This window comes from uncultured Zoogloea sp., assembly GCF_937894855.1.
Lineage (GTDB): Bacteria > Pseudomonadota > Gammaproteobacteria > Burkholderiales > Rhodocyclaceae > Zoogloea > Zoogloea oryzae.
In genome coordinates this window covers 1-18,594 of sequence record NZ_CALAYQ010000036.1, presented here as the reverse complement: position 1 = coordinate 18,594, position 18,594 = coordinate 1, and the positions used below count along the sequence as shown (strand labels likewise).

Annotated in this window: 18 protein-coding genes; 5 read left to right on the top strand and 13 right to left on the bottom strand. The window is 68.8% G+C overall.

Annotation, left to right across the window (positions count from 1 at the left end):
• Nucleotides 1-55: 55 nt before the first annotated feature.
• The 11 genes from Q0672_RS04060 to Q0672_RS04010 form a co-directional block, all read right to left on the bottom strand.
• The gene (locus Q0672_RS04060; protein ID WP_298620012.1) at nt 56-274 is read right to left on the bottom strand and encodes a Nif11-like leader peptide family natural product precursor; all 219 of its coding nucleotides are present in this window, start codon (nt 272-274) and stop codon (nt 56-58) included.
• Between the two features lie 46 nt (nt 275-320).
• The gene (locus Q0672_RS04055) at nt 321-602 is read right to left on the bottom strand and encodes a DUF6156 family protein (RefSeq protein ID WP_153160081.1); all 282 of its coding nucleotides are present in this window, start codon (nt 600-602) and stop codon (nt 321-323) included.
• A gap of 211 nt (nt 603-813) precedes the next feature.
• A complete protein-coding gene (locus Q0672_RS04050; RefSeq protein ID WP_298620009.1) occupies nt 814-2,139 on the bottom strand; it encodes a sigma-54 dependent transcriptional regulator in 1,326 nt (441 codons plus the stop codon).
• Nucleotides 2,132-4,000, bottom strand: a complete 1,869-nt coding sequence (locus tag Q0672_RS04045) for an ATP-binding protein (RefSeq protein ID WP_298620007.1) — start codon at nt 3,998-4,000, stop codon at nt 2,132-2,134. The genes Q0672_RS04050 and Q0672_RS04045 overlap by 8 nt, the downstream gene beginning before the upstream one ends.
• A 51-nt stretch (nt 4,001-4,051) precedes the next feature.
• Nucleotides 4,052-4,807, bottom strand: coding sequence for a TSUP family transporter (locus Q0672_RS04040; protein ID WP_298620005.1), 756 nt, complete (start codon nt 4,805-4,807; stop codon nt 4,052-4,054).
• A 178-nt stretch (nt 4,808-4,985) separates the two neighbouring features.
• Nucleotides 4,986-6,290, bottom strand: a complete 1,305-nt coding sequence (locus Q0672_RS04035) for a dicarboxylate/amino acid:cation symporter (protein WP_153160077.1) — start codon at nt 6,288-6,290, stop codon at nt 4,986-4,988.
• Between the two features lie 33 nt (nt 6,291-6,323).
• On the bottom strand, nt 6,324-7,769 hold the full coding sequence (gene aspA / locus Q0672_RS04030) for an aspartate ammonia-lyase (RefSeq protein ID WP_298620002.1): 1,446 nt from the start codon (nt 7,767-7,769) through the stop codon (nt 6,324-6,326).
• Nucleotides 7,770-8,119: 350 nt separating this feature from the next.
• On the bottom strand, nt 8,120-8,620 hold the full coding sequence (locus Q0672_RS04025) for a Dps family protein (protein ID WP_298620000.1): 501 nt from the start codon (nt 8,618-8,620) through the stop codon (nt 8,120-8,122).
• A 127-nt stretch (nt 8,621-8,747) separates the two neighbouring features.
• Nucleotides 8,748-9,707 (bottom strand): ZIP family metal transporter, encoded by a 960-nt coding sequence (locus Q0672_RS04020; protein ID WP_298619998.1) that lies wholly within the window; start codon nt 9,705-9,707, stop codon nt 8,748-8,750.
• 24 nt (nt 9,708-9,731) lie between these two features.
• Nucleotides 9,732-9,872, bottom strand: coding sequence for a hypothetical protein (locus Q0672_RS04015; RefSeq protein WP_153160073.1), 141 nt, complete (start codon nt 9,870-9,872; stop codon nt 9,732-9,734).
• A gap of 102 nt (nt 9,873-9,974) precedes the next feature.
• Nucleotides 9,975-11,480, bottom strand: coding sequence for an aldehyde dehydrogenase family protein (locus Q0672_RS04010; RefSeq protein WP_298619993.1), 1,506 nt, complete (start codon nt 11,478-11,480; stop codon nt 9,975-9,977).
• Nucleotides 11,481-11,773: 293 nt separating this feature from the next.
• On the opposite strand from Q0672_RS04010, the gene ada reads away from it, so the two are divergent.
• The 5 genes from ada (at nt 11,774) to Q0672_RS03985 (ending at nt 16,934) form a co-directional block, all read left to right on the top strand.
• Nucleotides 11,774-12,838 carry a bifunctional DNA-binding transcriptional regulator/O6-methylguanine-DNA methyltransferase Ada gene (gene ada / locus Q0672_RS04005; protein WP_298619991.1) on the top strand — a complete coding sequence of 355 codons (1,065 nt, stop codon included), beginning with the start codon at nt 11,774-11,776 and terminating at the stop codon, nt 12,836-12,838.
• Nucleotides 12,835-13,485: a DNA oxidative demethylase AlkB gene (alkB, locus tag Q0672_RS04000; protein ID WP_298619990.1), complete on the top strand. Its 651-nt coding sequence runs from the start codon at nt 12,835-12,837 to the stop codon at nt 13,483-13,485. The genes ada and alkB overlap by 4 nt, the downstream gene beginning before the upstream one ends.
• Nucleotides 13,486-13,554: 69 nt before the next feature.
• Nucleotides 13,555-14,424: a DNA-3-methyladenine glycosylase gene (locus tag Q0672_RS03995; RefSeq protein WP_298619988.1), complete on the top strand. Its 870-nt coding sequence runs from the start codon at nt 13,555-13,557 to the stop codon at nt 14,422-14,424.
• A gap of 524 nt (nt 14,425-14,948) precedes the next feature.
• The gene (locus tag Q0672_RS03990; RefSeq protein ID WP_298619986.1) at nt 14,949-16,391 is read left to right on the top strand and encodes a hypothetical protein; all 1,443 of its coding nucleotides are present in this window, start codon (nt 14,949-14,951) and stop codon (nt 16,389-16,391) included.
• A 129-nt stretch (nt 16,392-16,520) separates the two neighbouring features.
• Entirely contained in the window at nt 16,521-16,934 is a 414-nt protein-coding gene (locus Q0672_RS03985) for a hypothetical protein (RefSeq protein WP_298619984.1), read from the top strand.
• A gap of 106 nt (nt 16,935-17,040) precedes the next feature.
• Here the strand turns inward: Q0672_RS03985 and Q0672_RS03980 are convergent, their stop codons facing one another.
• Nucleotides 17,041-17,694 carry a transporter gene (locus Q0672_RS03980; protein ID WP_298619983.1) on the bottom strand — a complete coding sequence of 218 codons (654 nt, stop codon included), beginning with the start codon at nt 17,692-17,694 and terminating at the stop codon, nt 17,041-17,043.
• 29 nt (nt 17,695-17,723) lie between these two features.
• Nucleotides 17,724-18,594, bottom strand: an 871-nt coding sequence (locus Q0672_RS03975) for an ISAs1 family transposase (RefSeq protein ID WP_298619982.1), incomplete at its 5' end; no start/stop codon positions are given.

Genomic DNA, 18,594 nt, shown 5'->3' with positions numbered 1-18,594 from the left:
ACACGAAGCCCCGGCCTGCCGCAGCGGGACGGGGCTTCGGGCGTACCGCCGACGCTCAGGCGCGCAGCAGGGCCTTCACCAGGCGCTCGGAGAGCTGTTCCTCGGTGAACTGCGGCTCGTTGGGCGGGTAGAGCGAGTTCTCCTCGATCTCGAAGCCTTCGGCCAGGGCCAGGGCGCGCAGCTCCTTGATCTTCTGGCAGGCCTTCAGTTGGGCGCCCAGTTCGGCGGTGGCGCGGGCTTTGTCGGAAAAGGCTTTGATGGGTGCGACGGACATGCTGACTCCTTGTGGGTGGTGAGCACCGGCATTCACGAAACCCGCCTCACGCCGGGTAGTCGAGGCATTCCTCTTCCCCGTTGGCGTCGTGGATGAGGGCCTGCGCAAGCCGGCCATCGGCGTGATACCGGTACTCGTGACACACCTCGATCTCGCCATAGACGACCTTCTCGCACCGCACCAGCCGGCCGTCGGCATCGAAGCCGCCCCGGTAGAAGGTGTTGCGGTTGCGCATGTCCTCGCTCGCCAGCTCGCCGACGAGCTTGAGGGGCAGGCGCACGCCGCTGTAGCTGGTGAAGTAGCGCGTGGTGACGTTGTTGGCCGTCATGGTGGGATGAGCCGTGTCGGGTTGTAGACAAAAACCCCGGAAATTGCAAGGGCTTGGAGCCTCACAGCAATTTCGGTGCCAAACAGCCCGGCGGCGACACATCAGGGAGCGCCCTGCAGGTCGGACTTCAGTCCGACATGCCCTGCCAGATCAACCCGTGTTGTCGGACTGAAGTCCGACCTACATCCGGCCTACGGGAGAATCCGGCCTCTCAGCCCAGCCCGTACTTGCGGATCTTGTCGTGGAGCGTGGTCTTGGCGACCGCCAGCGCCTCGGCGGCGCGGGCGAGGCTGCCGTGGCGGCGCAGGGCGTCGGCGATGAGGGCGCGCTCGAAGGCTTCGACGGTCTCGGCCAGCGGCTGGGGGCCGTCCGGGCGGGCTTCGCCAAAGGGCGGCGAGCCGCCTTCGATGCCCAGCACGCAGCGGTCGGCCACGTTGCGCAGCTCGCGCACGTTGCCGGGCCAGGGGTAGCCCATCAGCTGCTGGATGCGCCCGGCCGGCGTGTCGGGCACCGGGCGGTTGTGGCGGGCCGCGGCCTGCAGCAGGAAGTGCTCGAAGAGCAGCGGGATGTCCTCGCGGCGCTCCCGCAGCGGCGGCAGGTTGATGGTGGCGACACTCAGGCGGTAGTACAGGTCGTTGCGGAAGCCGCCCTTGGCGGAGAGCTCCAGCAGGTCGCACTTGGTGGCGGCGATCACCCGGCAGTCGATGGGGATCGACGTGTTGGAGCCGAGGCGCTCCAGCGTGCGCTCCTGCAGCACCCGCAGCAGCTTGATCTGCATGGCCACCGGCATGGTCTCGATCTCGTCGAGGAACAGCGTTCCGCCGCTGGCGTGCTCGATCTTGCCGATACGGCGCTTGGCGGCGCCGGTGTAGGCGCCGGCCTCGTGGCCGAAGATCTCGCTGTCGAACAGGGTTTCGGGCAGGCCGCCGCAGTTGATGGCGACGAAGTTGCCCTTGCGGCGCGGGCTGGCGTCATGGAGGCAGCGGGCCACGAGTTCCTTGCCGGTGCCGGTCTCGCCGTGGATCAGCACGTCGGCGGCGCTGTCGGCGAGGCCGCTGACCAGCGCGCGCACCTTCTCCATGCCCGGGCCACGGCCGATCAGGCGGCCTTCGAGCAGGTCACGCTGCTCGAGCTGCTGGCGCAGATCGCGCACCTCCATCACCAGCCGGCGTTTCTCCAGCGCGCGGCGCACCACGTCCACCAGGTATTCGGGCGCGAAGGGCTTCTGGATGAAGTCGTAGGCGCCGTCCTTCATGGCCTGCACGGCCATCGTCACGTCGCCGTGGCCGGTGATCATCACCACCGGCAGCTGCGGGTCGAGCGCCAGCAGCTCGCGCAGGAAGCTCATGCCGTCAAGGCCCGGCAGGCGGATGTCGCTCACCACCACGCCGGGATAATCCCGCCCCAGCCGGCGCCGGGCGGCCTCGGCGCTGCCGGCGCATTCGGCAGCGATGCCTTCGAGCTGCAGCGCCTGCTCGCAACCGAGGGCCACATCCGGGTCGTCCTCGATGATCAGGACCTTGGGGGTTTCACTCATGGCGGGCGGCCTCGTCGGCAAGGGGGATGTCCAGCGTGAAGACGGCGCCGCCTTCCGGGTGATTGGCCCCGGTGAGCGTGCCGCCAAAATCGCGCACGATGCCAGCGGAGATGGTGAGCCCGAGGCCCAGCCCGGCGCCGGCCGACTTGGTGGTGAAGAAGGGTTCGAAGAGGTGGGCCAGCGCCTCGTCGGCGAGGCCCGGACCGTGGTCGCGCACCGACAGGCGCACCCGGTCGCCGACCACGGCCACGTCGAGTTCGATGCACGGTTCGGGCACGTCGTCCATGGCGTCGAGGGCGTTGCCGATCAGGTTGACCAGCACCTGCTCCAGCCGGTTGGCGTCGCACAGGGCAAAGGGTTCGGGCAGCGGGCAGTGGCGGCGCACCTCGGCGCGGCTCTGGCGCAGGCGTTGTTCGAGCAGCGCCTGCGCGTTGTCGATGGCGCGGCACAGGGCCACCGGCTGGGCCTTGCCGCTGGACTTGCGGGCGAAGGCGCGCAGCTGCCCGGTGATGTTGCCCATGCGGTCCACCAGGTGGCCGATGCGTTCGAGGTTGGAGCGGGCGGTGTCGGTGTCGCCCCGCTCCAGAAAGCGCGCGGCGTTGCCGGAGAGCGTGCGCAGCGCGGCCAGAGGCTGGTTGAGCTCGTGGGCGATGCCGGTGGCGAGCTGGCCGATTACCGCCAGCTTGCCGGCCTGCACCAGCTCGTCCTGGGCGGCGCGCAGGGTGCGTTCGGCAGCGGTGCGCTCGGCCACCTCGCCCTGCAGCTGCTGGTTGGCGGCGGAGAGATCGGCGGTGCGCTCCTCGACCTTGCGTTCGAGCTCGTCGTGGGCTTTCTGCAAGGCGGCACGGGCGGCGAGCTTGGCCTTCAGGTGGCGGCGGCGCTCATCGAGCATCATGCCCAGCATGAAGATGAAGGCCGCGCCCACCACCGCCAGCGCGGTGCGGCTCTGGACCATGTCGTCTACCTGTTCCAGGTGCGACAGCACGGTGAGCGTCCACGGCGTGCCGGGCAGCGGGCGCGATTGGGCCAGGAAACGCCCGGCCACCGGATACACCGACACCGGCTCGGGCGAGGCGCGGGCGATGCGCACGAGGCGCGCGCCGTGGTCGAGCTCGGCGATCTCCTGCAGGCCCAGGGGCTTGAGGGCGCGGCGGTTGTACTGCAGGGTCTGGTCGAAGGCGCTGCGGGTGGCGTCGTCCAGCGGGCGCAGGGTGGTGAACTTCCAGTCGGCCACCGAGCCGAGGATCACCACGCCGTTCTCGTCGCTGACCATCGCCGGCGCCTCGACGGTGCTCCAGGTCTTTTCCAGCTGGTCGAGGCTGACCTTGATGACCGCCACGCCCAGGGTGCGGCTGTCGTCCACCAGGGTGGAGGCCAGGTAGTAGCCGGGCTCGCCGCGGGTGGTGCCGATGCCGAAGAAGCGCCCGCTGCCGGTGGCCATGGCGTCACGAAAATACGGGCGGAACGACAAGTCCTCGCCCATGAAGCTGTCGGCCCGGCGCCAGTTGCTGGTGGCCACCACGTGGCCCTTGGCGTCGATCACGTAGATCGACAGGGTGCCGGCGCGCTCGTTGAGCTGTTCGAGATAGGCATTGACCTGGGGCGCGAGGTGGGCGCCGTCGGACTGGCGCAGCAGGTCGAGCACGTCGCGCTCGAGCCCCAGGGTGCCGGGCAGGAAGGCGTACTTGCCGATCTCCCGCTCCAGGCTGGCGGAGTACAGGTCGAGCCGGTGCAGCCCGGTGGCCTGCAGCTCGGCCAGGCCCAGCTGCTCGGCGAGCCGGTGGGCCACGAAGCCGGTCAGGCTCATCAGGGCCAGCATCAGCAGGAAGATCGGCAGGCTGTGCAGGAATCGGCGGGACATGGTGGTCAATGCGGGGGGTTGATCCTATGGTAGCAGCGGCGGCGCGCGGGCTCAGAGCAGATCGTGGAGCTGCTTGACGATCAGCACCGCCACCACCAGCAGGAAGGCCTTGCGGATGAAGCCCGCGCCGTGGCGCAGCGCCAGATGGGTGCCGAGCTGGGCGCCGGCGAGGTTGCACACTGCCATCGTCAGCCCCACCGCCCACAAAATCGGCCCGTGGCTGGCGAAGAAGGCGATGGCCGACACGTTGGTGGCGCTGTTGATGACCTTGGCGCTGGCCGAAGCGCGCACGAAATCCATCCCGAAGAGCCGCACGAAGCCGAAGATCAGGAAGCTGCCGGTGCCCGGCCCGAAGAAGCCGTCGTAGAGCCCGATCACCAGCCCGAACAGCGCGCCACGCCAGGCGTCACCGGGGCGCGGCGCGTGGGTCTCCGTCTGGCCCAGATCCTTGCGCAGGAAGGTGTAGATCGCCACCGCCAGCATCATCACCACCACCAGCGGGCGCATCGCCTCGCGGGACAGCCACGCCACCACCGCCGCACCGAGCCACGCGCCCACCAGCGCCGCGCCGGTGGCGGGCAGCACCAGCCGCCAGGGGATCTTCACCGCCCGGGCGTAGCGCCACAGGGCGGCGCCGGTGCCGGCGATGCTCGACACCTTGTTGGTGCCGAAGAGGGTCGGGATGGCTGTCTGAGGGAAGGACGTCAGCAGCACGGGAATCTGAATGAGCCCGCCGCCGCCCACCACGGCATCGACCATGCCGGCGAAGAAGGCTGCGGGAGCGAGGATGAACCAGTCGATAGTCATGATCCGGAAGGGAAAAAAGCCCGGCGCGGGGGAGCGCCGGGCAAGGAGATGGGGCGGATGGGAGGGCCGCCCTCATCAGGGAGGATCGTTGGTGGGTGGGTGGGTGGGTGGGTGGGGAGTGGGGAATGGGAAGTGGGAAGTGGGCCCCACTCCCTACTCCCCACTACCCACCTTCCCATCAAGCCAGGGCCGGGACGCTGTCGTCGCCTTCCACCGGCAGGGCTTCTTCGATGTCGGCGAGGGCCGGGTCCACCGGGTCGATGGCGCCTTCCCACTTGGCCACCACGGCGGTGGCGATGGCGTTGCCGAGCACGTTGGTCACGGTGCGGCCCATGTCGAGGAAGTGGTCGATGCCCAGCACCAGCAGCAGGCCGGCTTCCGGCAGGCCGAACATCGGCAGCACGGCGGCCACCACCACCAGGGATGCACGCGGCACGCCGGCGATGCCCTTGCTGGAGACCATCAGCACCAGCAGCATGGTGATCTGGGCGCCGAGGGTGAGCGGGATGTCGTAGGCCTGGGCCACGAACAGCGCGGCGAAGGTGGTGTAGATCATCGAGCCATCCAGATTGAAGGAGTAGCCCAGGGGCAGCACGAAGCTGGTGACGCGGTTGCGGATGCCGAACTTCTCGAGCTGTTCCATCAGCTTCGGATACACCGACTCGCTGCTGGCGGTGGAGAAGCCCACCAGCATCGGGCCGCGCACCAGCTTGAGCAGGCGGAAGACATCCTTGCCGAGCACGAAGTAGCCGGCGGCGATGAGCACGCACCACAGGGCGGCCAGCGCCACGTAGAAGCTCACCAGCAGCTTGCCGAACACCAGCAGCATGCCCAGGCCCTGGGTGGTGATGGCACCGGCCACGGCGCCGAACACGCCCACCGGGGCAAAGCGCATCACGTAGTCGGTGACCTTCAGCATCACGTGCACCACCTCTTCCATCGTGCACACCAGGCTGCGGGCGGTCTGGTTGTGCAGGTGGCCGAGGGCCAGCCCGAAGAACACCGAGAACACCAGGATCTGCAGGATCTCATTGGCCGCCATCGCCTCGAAGATGTTCTTCGGGAAGACGTGGGTGATGAAGTCCTTCAGGTTGAGGGCGCCGGTCTTCAGGTTGGTGGCGGAGCCCACGTCCGGCAGCGGCACGCCCAGGTGGGCGCCCGGCTGCAGCAGGTTGGCGAACACCAGCCCGAGCAGCAGCGAACAGAACGACGCGCCGACGAACCAGCCCAGCGCCTTGGCGCCGATGCGCCCGACGGTCTTCGAGTCACCCATCCCGGCCAGGCCCGCCACCAGGGTGGCAAACACCAGCGGGGCGATGATCATCTTGATGAGGCGCAGGAAGATGTCGGTGAGGATGCCGAAGTAGCTGGCGATCTCCTTCGCCTGGGCAGGACTACCGGCCAGCGTGTTGCACGCGTAGCCGACGATGACGCCGAGCAGCAGGGCAATGCCGATCAGGGTCGTGAGCCGGTTCATTTTCATGATGAATTCCTCGTGGTCGGATGCGGGTGGGGATCAGGCGGCGTGGGCGGTCGTCGCGTTGGCGGGAAGGGTCGGGATGGGCTGGGGCCGGGTGAGCACTTCGGGGCGCAGCACCTCGGCCAGTTGGCCGGCGCTCATCAGGCCGCGCTCCAGCACGATCTCGGCAACGCCCCGGCCACTGGCGTGGGCCTCGGCGGCCACCTCGGTGGCGTTGGCGTAGCCGATGTAGGGGTTGAGGGCGGTGACGATGCCGATGGAGCGGGCGACGCTCTCGCGAAGGGCGTCGCGGTTGGCGGTGATGCCCTCGACGCAGTGGCTGGCCAGCGCGCGGCAGGCGTTGGTGAGGTGCAGCACGCTCTTGAAGAGGCTGTGGGCGATGATCGGCTCGAAGGCGTTGAGCTGGAGCTGGCCGGCTTCGGCGGCGAAGGTGACGGTCATGTCGTTGCCGATCACCTCGAAGGCCACCTGATTGACCACCTCCGGGATCACCGGATTGACCTTGCCCGGCATGATCGAGGAGCCCGCCTGGCGCGGCGGCAGGTTGATCTCGCCGAAGCCCGCACGGGGGCCGGAGGACAGCAGGCGCAGGTCGTTGCACACCTTGGAGAGCTTGACCGCGACGCGCTTGAGCACGCCGGAGAGCTGCACGAAGCTGCCGCAATCCTGGGTGGCCTCGACGAGGTTGGGCGCGGTGACCACCGGGATGCCGCTGATCTCGGCGAGCTTGCGGCACACCAGCGGCGCGTAGTCCGGGTGGGCGTTGATGCCGGTGCCGATGGCGGTGGCGCCGAGGTTGATCTCGCGGATCAGCAGCGCGGCTTCCTGCAGGCGGGCTTCGTCCTCGCCGAGCATCACGGCGTAGGTGGAGAACTCCTGGCCGAGGGTCATCGGCACGGCGTCCTGCAGCTGGGTGCGGCCCATCTTGAGCACGTCGGCGAACTCCACCGCCTTGCGCTCGAAGGCGCCCCTCAGCCCGGCCATCGCGTCGATCAGCCGGAAGATGCCCACGTAGGTGGCGAGCTTGAGGGCGGTGGGATACACGTCGTTGGTCGATTGACTCATGTTGACGTGCTCGTTGGGGTGCAGCTTCGCGTAATCGCCGCGGGCGTGGCCGAGGAGCTCCAGCGCACGGTTGGCGATCACCTCGTTGGCGTTCATGTTGGTGGAGGTGCCGGCACCGCCCTGGATCACATCCACCACGAATTGATCGTGCAGGTTGCCGTCGATCACCTCGCGGCAGGCGGCGACGATGGCGTCGGCGCGGGTCGCGTCGAGCAGCCCCAGCTTCTGGTTGGCGCGGGCGGCGGCCTGCTTGATCTGGGCCAGCGCGCGGATCAGGTCGGGATAGACGGCGATGGAAATGCCGGTGATATCGAAGTTCTCGCGGGCCCGCAGGGTATGCACGCCAAAGTAGGCGTCGGTGGGCACTTCGCGGTCGCCGAGCAGATCGTGTTCGAGGCGGAAGCTGGGGGTGGTCATGTTTTTTGTCTCCGGTTTTATTGGCAGCGCCGCTGCGGGCGCCATGCCTAATCCATTGCACGCCCCGTGCCAGCCCGCCGAGGCCGGCAAGCTGTTGATCTGGCTTGGATTTTTATCTGAGCAACGAAAGCCGGAGACGGATTTCCGGATTTGCGCCGGAAAAGGCGTTCGGAAATCCGAACGATCGGGGACGAATCGGAGCGGGGAATGTCGGACTGAAGCCCGACCTGCACGGCGTGAGGGCCGGCGAACCTGTAGGTCGGGCTTCAGCCCGACAAGAGCAGGCGCGAAACGAAAAAAACGGCAGCAGCGCCTTGCACGCTGCTGCCGTCATCCGGGATGGGGTCAGCTCATTCTTCGAGCAGGCTGCGCAGCATCCAGGCGGTCTTCTCGTGGACTTCCAGCCGCTGGGTGAGCAGGTCGGCAGTGGGCTGGTCGTTGGCCTTGTCCACCAGCGGGAACAAGCCCCGGGCGGTGCGCGCGGTCGCTTCCTGGGCGGCCACCAGCAGGCGGACCATGTCGAGCGCGGCCGGCACGCCTTCGGGCTCGTCGATGGAGGTGAGCGAGGCGAACAGCTTGCCGGTGCCCGGCGCCGGGTGGCCAAGGGCGCGGATGCGCTCGGCGATCACGTCCAGCGCGTTCCACTGCTCGGTGTATTGGCCCATGAACATCAGATGCAGGGTGTTGAACATCGGCCCCTTCACGTTCCAGTGGAAGTTGTGGGTCATCAGGTAGAGGTTGAAGCTGTCGGCCAGGAGGCGCGACAGGCCGGCGGCGATCTCGGCCCGGTCGTCGGCGCTGATGCCGATGTCCATCACGGGGCCGGCGGATTTGGTGGCTTTCTTTTTCATGGTCGTCTCCTTGTCGGTCGTTCGTCGTCGATGGAGAGAGTATCGGCCTGGCCGGGGGCTGCGTCCAATTGTCATGTTCGCTGCTGACGATTGGAAAAACCAATCGTCCGGCGGATGGCGCGGGGCCTCAGCCCATCGCCGTATCGAGGAACATCATCACCGCAAAGCCCGCCATCAGGCCGACGGTGGCGGAGGTCTGGTGGCCGTTGCGGTGGGTTTCCGGGATCACCTCGTGGGACACCACGAAGATCATCGCCCCGGCCGCCAGGCCCAGCCCGATCGGATAGGCCAGCGCCAGCCCGCCGGCGATGCCCGCGCCGAACAGCGCGCCGAGCGGCTCCATCAGGCCCGACGCCCCCGCCATCAGCACCGCCGGCCAGGCCCGCACGCCCGCGGCGCGGAGCGCCATCACCACGGCGAGGCCCTCGGGGATGTCCTGGATCGCGATGGCGCTGGTGAGGGGCAGGCCCACGTTCATGTCGCCCTGGGCGAAGCTCACCCCGATGGCCATGCCTTCCGGCAGGTTGTGCAGGGTGATCGCCAGCACGAACAGCCACACCTTGCCCACCCGGTCGCAGCCCGGGCCGCAGGGGCCGGTGCTCTCGTGTTCGTGGGGGGTGAAGCGGTCGAGGCCCAGCATCAGCAGCACGCCCAAGGCCATCCCGGCGGTCACCGTGAGCGCCCCCATCGCGCCGCTGCCGGTCATCTCCTTGGCGGCGGCCAGGCCGGGCAGGATCAGCGAGAAGGAGCTGGCGGCCAGCATCATCCCCGCCGCAAAGCCCAGCAGACTATCCTCGGCCCGGGCCGACAGCTTGCGCAGGGTGATCCCCGCCAGCGCGCCCAGGGCCGTGGCGCCAAAGCCGGCCAGCCCGCCCAGCATCGCCAGCCGCAGGGGCTCGCCCCCGCCGGCGATGCCGTCGCTCACGCCGCTCGCCAACAGCAGCAACACCGCCGCCAGCGAGATCACCAGCCCGCCGGTCATCCACGGATGCTGGCGGGCCTGGATGCGCCAGGCGTCCCGCCAGGCAAGGCCCGCCATCTCACCGCCGGCCAGGGCGAGGCCGCCGGCGCTGTTGTTATCGTTCATCGTTCCTCCCCGATCGCGGCCGGCTCAGCCGACGAGGCTGCGGGCCATCTCGGCGAGCCACAAGGCTGCACCGATGGCGACGACGACCGAGCCGATCACGAAGCGGACGCGGTGGTCCTGGGCGTTGGCGTGGGCCGCGTGGCTGGCGTAGCGGATCGTTCTCATGGCGGTCACCTCCTGTCTCTTGATGATTGCATTCTTGCCGCAGCGCCCGATCAAGTCCAATTGCCAATATTCCTGCTCGCGATAGGGTCAATTGATCGTCCCTCAGCCAAAGCGCACCCCCTGGGCCAGCGGCAGGCTGCCCGAGTAGTTGATGGTGTTGGTGGCCCGCCGCATGTAATTGCGCCACGCGTCCGAGCCCGCCTCGCGGCCGCCGCCGGTCTCCTTCTCGCCGCCAAAGGCCCCACCGATCTCGGCGCCGGACGGCCCGATGTTCACGTTGGCGATGCCGCAGTCGCTCCCCGCCGCGGCCAGAAACTGCTCCGCCTCGCGCAGGTCGGTGGTGAAGATCGACGACGCCAGCCCCTGGGGCACACCGTTATGGAGCGCAATCGCCTCTTCGAAGCGCCGGTAGCGCAGCGCGTAGAGGATGGGGCTGAAGGTCTCGCGGGCCACCAGCGCGGTCTGCGCAGGCATCTCCACCAGCGCCGGACGCACGTAGCAGCCGTCCGGGCAGCCCGGCACGGCCACCGTTTCGCCGCCGTCCACACGGCCGCCTTCGGCCTGCGCCTGGGCCAGCGCCACCCGGTGGGCATCCAGCGCCACCTCGTCGATGAGCGGCCCGACCAGCGTGGCCTCATCCAGCGGATGCCCCACCCGCAGGCTCGCCAGCGCCGCGGCCACCCGCGGCAGCAGCACCGGGGCAATGGATTCATGCACGATCAGCCGGCGCAGCGTGGTGCAGCGCTGGCCCGCCGTGCCGGCCGCCGAGAAGACGATCGCCCTGAGCGCCAGCTCCACATCGGCCGACGGGGTGACGATCATCCCGTTGTTGCCGCCCAGCTCCAGCAGGCAGCGCCCGAAGCGCGCCGCCACCCGCGGCGCCAGCGTTCGCCCCATCGCCGTCGAGCCGGTGGCCGACAGCAGCGCCACGTCCGGATGATCGGCCAGCGCGAGGCCGGTGGCCGCCGGCCCCACCAGCACCTGGCTCAGCCCCGGCGGCACGTCGCCCGCCTCGGCCATCGCCGCCAGCAGCGTGCCCTGGCAGGCCAGCGCGGTGAGCGGCGTGCGCGACGACGGCTTCCAGATCACCGCGTCGCCGCACACCAACGCCAGGGTGGCGTTCCAGGCCCACACCGCCACCGGAAAGTTGAAGGCGGAGATAACCCCGACCACCCCCAGCGGATGCCAGGTTTCCATCATCCGGTGGCCCGGCCGCTCGCTGGCGATGGTGAGCCCGTGGAGCTGGCGCGACAGCCCGACCGCGAAGTCGCACATGTCGATCATCTCCTGCACCTCTCCCAGCCCCTCGGCCACGATCTTGCCGCTCTCGATGCTCACCAGCCGCGCCAGCTGCGGCTTGTGCCGGCGCAGCAGCAGCCCGAAGCGCCGCACCACCTCGCCCCGCCGGGGGGCCGGCTCGAGCCGCCAGCGCAGAAAGGCCGCCCGCGCCCGGGCCACCGCGCCGGGCACGTCGTCGGCCCGCGGGGCCATGCCGATCCGGCTGCCGTCGATGGGCGAACGCACCGCCCAATCCCCCGCCGCCGGCGCCGGCTGCCCGAGGGCTCCGAAGATGGCGGCAACTTCCGATGAAAGCAGTGGTGCGCCCATGGCAGACTCCTTGTCCGGCGGTGATGACTGTTCGACACCCTGCCCGCCGCAACAATCCGCAGCCTGCGCGAATTCGATCTGGAAACAGCGGCCGGATGGGGGCGCACCGATCCCTGCAAGCCCCCGTAGGTCAGACGTCAGTCCGACACCGCGCATTGATTGGGCAGGGGCTGTCGGACTGAAGTCCGACCTACGGGGCCGCCACCAGCGCAAGCACGATTCCATCGCAAGAAGCGGAGTGCAGGCGCCGCCAAGCCGGTCTACAGTTCGAGCACCCAAGCCGGAGCCCTGCCATGAAACCCGCCACCGCCAGCCCGATCACCGCCGACCCGCGCTGGGCCCGCGTCCTCGCCCGCGACGCGGCCGCCGACGGCAGCTTCTTCTACGCCGTGAGCACCACCGGCGTGTTCTGCCGCCCCAGCTGCGGCGCCCGCACGCCCCGGCCGGAGCACGTGCGCTTCTACCCCACCGCGGCAGATGCAGAAGCCGCCGGCTACCGCCCCTGCAAGCGCTGCCGGCCCGATGCCCCGCCCCTGGCCGAACGCCACGCGGCCCTCGTCGCCGATCTGTGCCGGCGCATCGACACCGCCGACACCCCGCCCAGGCTCGCCGATCTGGCCGACGCCGCCAGCCTCACGCCGGCGCACCTTCAGCGCGTCTTCAAGGCCATTACCGGCCTCAGCCCCCGGGCGTGGTTCGACGCCAGCCGCGCCCGCCGCCTGCAGGCCGGGCTGGCCGACAGCCCCAGCGTCACCGACGCCCTGCTGGGTGCCGGCTACCCCGCCGCCAGCCGCTTCTACACCCAGGCCGACGCCGTGCTCGGCATGACGCCCGGCACCTGGCGCAAGGGCGGCGCCGGCACCGACATCCGCTTCGCGGTAGGCCAGTGCAGCCTCGGCGCGATCCTCGTCGCCGCCACGCCCCGCGGCCTGTGCGCCATCACCCTGGGCGACGACCCGGCCCAGCTGGTGGCCGATCTGGAAGCACGCTTCCCCCGCGCCCGGCTGATCGCCGGCGACGCCGATTTCGAGCAGTGGATGGCAAAGGTGATCGGCTTCGTGGAAAGCCCGCGCATCGGCCTCGACCTGCCGCTCGACCTTGCCGGCACCGCCTTCCAGCTGCGCGTGTGGCAGGCCCTGCGCGCGATCCCGCCGGGCAGCACCCTCAGCTACACCCAACTCGCCGAGCGCCTCGGCCTGCCAAAATCCGTGCGCGCGGTGGCCAGCGCCTGCGCCGCCAACCCGGTGGCGGTCGCCATCCCCTGTCACCGGGTGGTGCGCACCGATGGCGCCCTCGCCGGCTACCGCTGGGGCCTCGACCGCAAGCGCACCCTCCTCGACCGCGAAGCCGAAACATGACCACCGCCAGCCTCTTCGACGACCTCGCCCCGCCGGCCGACATCCCCATCGACCCGGGCGCGGTACTCCTGCCCGGCTTCGCCCTCGCCGACGCCCCGGCCCTCCTCGCCGCCATCGACGCGGTGAGCGCCACCGCGCCCTTCCGCCACATGGTCACCCCCGGCGGCTTTGCCATGTCGGTGGGCACCACCAGCTGCGGCCTGCTTGGCTGGATCACCGACCGCCGCGGCTACCGCTACGCCAGCGCCGACCCCGAGACGAATCGCCCCTGGCCCGCCATGCCGCCGCTCCTGCAACGCCTCGCCTTTGATGCCGCCGCCCGCGCCGGCTTTGCCGGCTTCACCCCGGACGCCTGCCTCATCAACCGCTACGCCCCCGGCGCCAGGATGGCCCTGCACCAGGACAAGGACGAGCGCGACTTCACCCAGCCCATCGTCTCCGTCTCCCTCGGCCTGCCGGCCACCTTTCTGTGGGGCGGCGACGCCCGCGGCGACAAAGCCCGGCGCATCCCGCTCCAGCACGGCGACGTCTTCGTGTGGGGCGGCCCGGCGCGGCTGCGCTTCCACGGCATCGCACCGCTGAAGGACGGCGAACACCCCGCCACCGGCGCGTGCCGCATCAACCTCACCTTCCGCAAGGCCGGCTGAAGCGCCCGGCGCGAACTCATCGGCCTGCCAGGCGACAAACCGACTGAGCCCCCACCGAACGCGCCCGCCATGCAACTGCCCGCCGACTTCCGCCCCGCCGATTTCCTCGCCTTCCACGGCCGCGACGCCCGGCAGGTGGCCGAGCGGGTCACCGGCAGCCGCATCGAAAAAGGCATCCTGTGGCACGGCCACCCGGCCCGCCTCACGCTTGATCTGAACCCAGGCGAGGCCGAAGTTCGGCTCGACGTAGACGGCCCCGCGCCCGATCCCGCGGAAGTCGCCCCCCTCGCCCGCCACCTGCTGGGCCTCGACCAACCCGTCGCCGAGCTTGCCGCCGCCCACGGGGATCACCCGCAACTCGGCCCTCTCCTAGCCCGCCTCCCCGGCCTGCGCGTGCCCCAGGCCGCCACGCCCTTCGAAGCCCTCAGCTGGGCCATCACCGGCCAGCAGATCAGCCTCGCCGCCGCGGTGAGCATCCGCCGCCGGCTGATCGAAACGACCAACGAAGCCGCCGGCACGCGCCATTCCAGCGGCCTCGCCTGCTACCCCGACGCCGCCACCCTCGCCCGCCTCGACGAACCCACCCTGCGCGCCGCCGGCTACTCCACCACCAAGGCCGCCACCCTCCTCCACGTCGCCCGCCGCACCGCCGACGGCCACCTGCCCCTCGACCACTGGCTGCACGCCCGCACCCCGGCCGCCGAAATCCACGCCACCCTCGCCCAGCTCCGCGGCATCGGCCCGTGGACCATCGACTACACCCTGCTCCGCGGCTTCGCCCAGATGGACGGCTCCCTCCACGGCGACGTGGCCGTACGCCGCAAACTCCAGGCCCTCCTCGGCCACGACACTCCGCCCACCCCTAAGGAAACCCAGACCTGGCTCGCCCAGTTCGCCCCCTGGCGGGCGCTGGTCGCGGCGCTGCTGTGGGCCAGCTGAAAGGCGCCAGCCTGTCGCCCGGGCGTAGGTCGGTTTAGCCCTCCGGGCGTAACCCGACACCGGAAGTTCAGTTCGGCATCCCCACACCCAGCACTTCCACAAATCGGCTCTCGATGAACACCTCCGCTAGCGCTTACCGCTTGACGCCCGAACTTGCAGTGTTCGGCCGGGACGCGCCCCGGCGGGCACCCTCCTTTCTTGCGTCGCCAAGAAAGGAGGCAAAGAAGGCGACCCGGCTTCACCGGTCGGCCTTCGGCCGACTGCCCTGCGCTGCTCACAACGGGCGGCCGGCGCAGAACTCGCCCTTCGGGCTCAGACAGCTGCGCCGGACTTCCCCGCCCGTTGCTGCGCTGCTCGGCGGCTCAGACGGGCTTTTATCCACCACCGAGCCTTTACTGGTCGCGGTGAGACTTAAACGGCACGCGTTCCCTGCAGGGGCAACCTCAGTCGGCTACCCGCCGCAGCCACCGCCCCGTCATTCCTGCGCTATGCTCCCGGCAAACCATCGCGCAACCACCCGACCGATGAAAACCGTCCGCCACCTCCTCGCCCCCGTCCTGCTCGCCCTTGCCCTCACTGGCCCCGCAAGCGCGGACGACAAGACCATCCCCGAATCCGACTTCAACGCCTACAAGGAACTCGCCCAAGTCAAGCTGGACGCGGCGAAGGAGAGCCTGCAGAAAGACGTCGCCGCGCTGGGCACGCGGGTGGATAACCAGGACAAGCGGATCGACCAGCAGGGGAACCGGATCGGGGATGTGAATACATGGCTGACGGGCTTCTCTGCCCTAGTCAGCGTCGCCCTCGCTGCCATCGGTTTGATCGCCTACTTTTCCGTCAAGAGCCGCGCGCGCGATGAAGCGCAAGCTGTAGCAAAGGAAGAAGCGCCCAAGACGGTTGAAGCGTGGTTGGCCACCCATGAGACGGAACTCCGGCGCCGCATCAGCGACGCCGAGCAGGCCGCCCAGACCGCGCGGGAACACATCGCCAAGCTGGAAACCGAGATCGCCCAACTGAAGGCACAGGCAAGCGCCCATATCCACGCCGAGCGAGACCGGGTAACGGTGGAAGTCGACAAAGTGACCGAAGCCATACGTCTGATAGGGGAGCGGATGGACAAGCCAGACTCCACAGCAGCCCCAATCCCCCCCGACCTGCTCGCCGCGCTCGAACGCTCCTCCGCCGCCCTGAACCGGAAGGACGAAAGCGAATACACCTTCGACGACTGGAAGCGCCGCGGCTACGCGGCTTATGGTGAGGGCAGAAAGGCCGAAGCGGCTGAGGCATGGCGGAGGGCCGCCGACATGCAGGATTCACCGGCAGAAGCCGCCGCCAAAGCACTTTTCAACGCCGGGGTTGCTTTAGGAGAACTCTGGCGCACCGACGAGGCCATCGCCACCTACGAGCTCGTCGATGCCCGCTACGCCAACGACACCGCCCCCGCCCTGCGCGAGCACGTGGCAATAGCGCTCATCAACAAGGGCAACACCCTCGGGCAACTTGGACACTTCGAGAGAGCCATCGCGACCTACGATCTCGTCAGCGCCCGCTACACTCTCAATGCCTCACCGGCGCTGCGTGAGCCTTTGGCGAGGACAAAAGTTGGCAAGGGCTTCACGCTGCTGTGCCGCGCCAAGGCAGATTGGGCCAACTTGAGCCAACGGCAAGCCGACTTAAACATGGCAGCCAACCTGTTCGATCAGGCAACAACAGACTTCGACGACAAGCCGATCGTCCTCGGCAACCGCGCCTACTGCGCCCACCTGCGGGGCGAGCCGGTCGAGGTGGTCCGCCCGCTGCTGGAGCGTGCGCTGAAGGACGGCGGCGAGCCGCTCTACAAGATCACCCTCGACGACCTCGCCACCCACCCGGTGCCGGAGGATGCGGCGTATCGCACCCTGCTGGACGAGGTGTGGGCGGAAGTGCAGGGGCAAAATCCGGCGCGGGCGGCGCCTGGCGCCGGTTGAGCCCAGCGCTCGGCCTGCCTTGCGCAGGAAAATCCCTCCGGTCTCCAGTTAAATTGCCCGGCAGCATTTTTTCTGCGTCTTCCTGCTTCAACTTAATACCTCGCCGGTATTAAAAAATCGCTCGCGGCTTTGTCGAGAAATACCGCTGAGCAATTAATTAATCCCAATTTCGGGCAGCCTCTGGCCGATTCGGAATTTATTGATTGCCGGCGTCTTCTCGATAATTGCGATTTCGCCGACCCCCTGCGTGAAAAAGGGATTTTCCTGCAGGGTTTCGGAATTTTTTATTTCCGTGGCGGGATTTTCCTCGGGGGGATGGCCCCAGGGCTGGAGAGCTGCGGAGAAAACCTGGCGAGGTTCGGGATGACGCTGGGCGGATTTCGTGCAGGGCTGGGGCGATGGGGGATTTGTCTGGAAAGGCGTGGGATCTTGCTGGCCGGTTTTTTCGTAGAGGCTGGGTGGATTGGGGATTTGGTGGGGCTGCGGGGTGGGCGTGTCGGACTGAAGTCCGACCTACAGATTCCGCGTGCCAAGCCCCTGTAGGTCGGACTTCAGTCCGACATCCCGACGCCCGATCAGGCTTCACGCTCGGATCCACCGCCCCCGGCCACCCGCGCGGGGCAGGCGGCCGGGCTTGATGCGGCGTCGGTCAGAACACCTTCATCAGCCGCAGATTGACCCGCAGGTCTTCCCGCACGCCGTTTTCCACCGCCAGATCGCGGCCGGCGGAGCCGAGTAGCTGCCAGCCGGGGGCGAAGAAGTGCCCGGCGCCGACCAGGGCGCGGGTGCGGCGCTGGCGGTCGTTCTGGCGGGCGCCGTCCACCTCGGTCTCGCCGCCGGCCAGTTGCGACAGCGTGAGGTGAAGGCTGGTGGTGGGGGCGACGTGGTAGCGCAGGTGGGCCTGGGCTTCCCACATGGGACGCTGGCTGAGGGTGCGGCGGTCGGTGCCGAAGTGGGTGTTGTCGCCAAACCACTGCATGTCGCCCACGAGGTCGAGGGTGAACTTTTCGCCCAGGGGCACCACGGCGGCGCCCTGCAGCGCGAACTTCCAGCGGTTCTCGCCGAAGGGGTTGAGGGCCCGCTGCGGGTCGTACTTGCCGGTGGGCAGCCACAGCCACGGGGTGATGCCGAAGGAGCGCCGGCCGGGGTCGTCCTTGAGCAGGAAGATGGTGGAGGCGAGGATCAGGTCGCCCATGCCACTCGCCACATCCAGCCCGCCCAGATCGCCACCGGTGCGCACCTGGCCGAAGGGCAGCAGGAACTGCGGGGCGACGGTGACGCCGCCCACATCCACGTACTTCACGCAGGGCTCCCGCAGCTACCCTATCGACATCAATCGTCATCATCCTCATTGACTTCAAACCCCAGCAGAGTTGCCCGAAACTCATCGGAGGTGGCAGCCAGCAGGCGCTTGGTCTTGATGCTGGTCTTGACGGAGGTGTTGAGCCGGATGAGGTTCAGGGCGATGTGGCGGACCAGTGCGAGGTTGTGGGCCACATGGCCTGCGCGGGCACGGGCATAGTCGTCGCCGAATTGAACGTCCAGGCACCAGTGAAGCCGGTTTTCCACTTCCCAATGGCTTCTCACGGCGTGCATGAATTTCTCGGCATCGGGGGCAAAGCTGCTGATGTAGTAACGCCGCTCGACGCTGGTCTTCTCACCGACGGTGCGGGTGCGCTCGACCAGGGCAAAACTCTTCAGGTCACACCACTGCTCACCCTTGTAGAGCCGATCACCGGCCTCGAAGGCCCAGCAGCGCCGCCACTCGTCCCGGCCATGCCCGTGGTTGTGGCTCTCCCAGGTCGAGACTGCCTGCAGCGCACCGCCCACACCGGCCTGAGCCAGCAGGATCGAATCGAGCAGCTTCGGATGGTTGTCCTTCACGCACAGGACGTAATCCGCACCGCGCTCGCGAATCTCACTGGCGATGGCCGTCTGGGTGCCCATCGCATCGATGGTGACGATGCAGCCGGCCACGTCCAGCGTGCGCAACAACTGCGGAATAGCGGTGATTTCGTTGGATTTCTGATCGGTGGCGACCTGCCCGAGCACCAGACCCACTTCGGCCGCAAAGGCACTGACCATGTGCAGCGGCGCCGCGGCCGCCTTGCTCGTCGTGCGCCGGCTCGTCTTGCCGTCGATGGCGACCACCTGCTCCTGCCGCAGCGCCGGAATCACCCCAGCCACCCATTCACGAAACGCC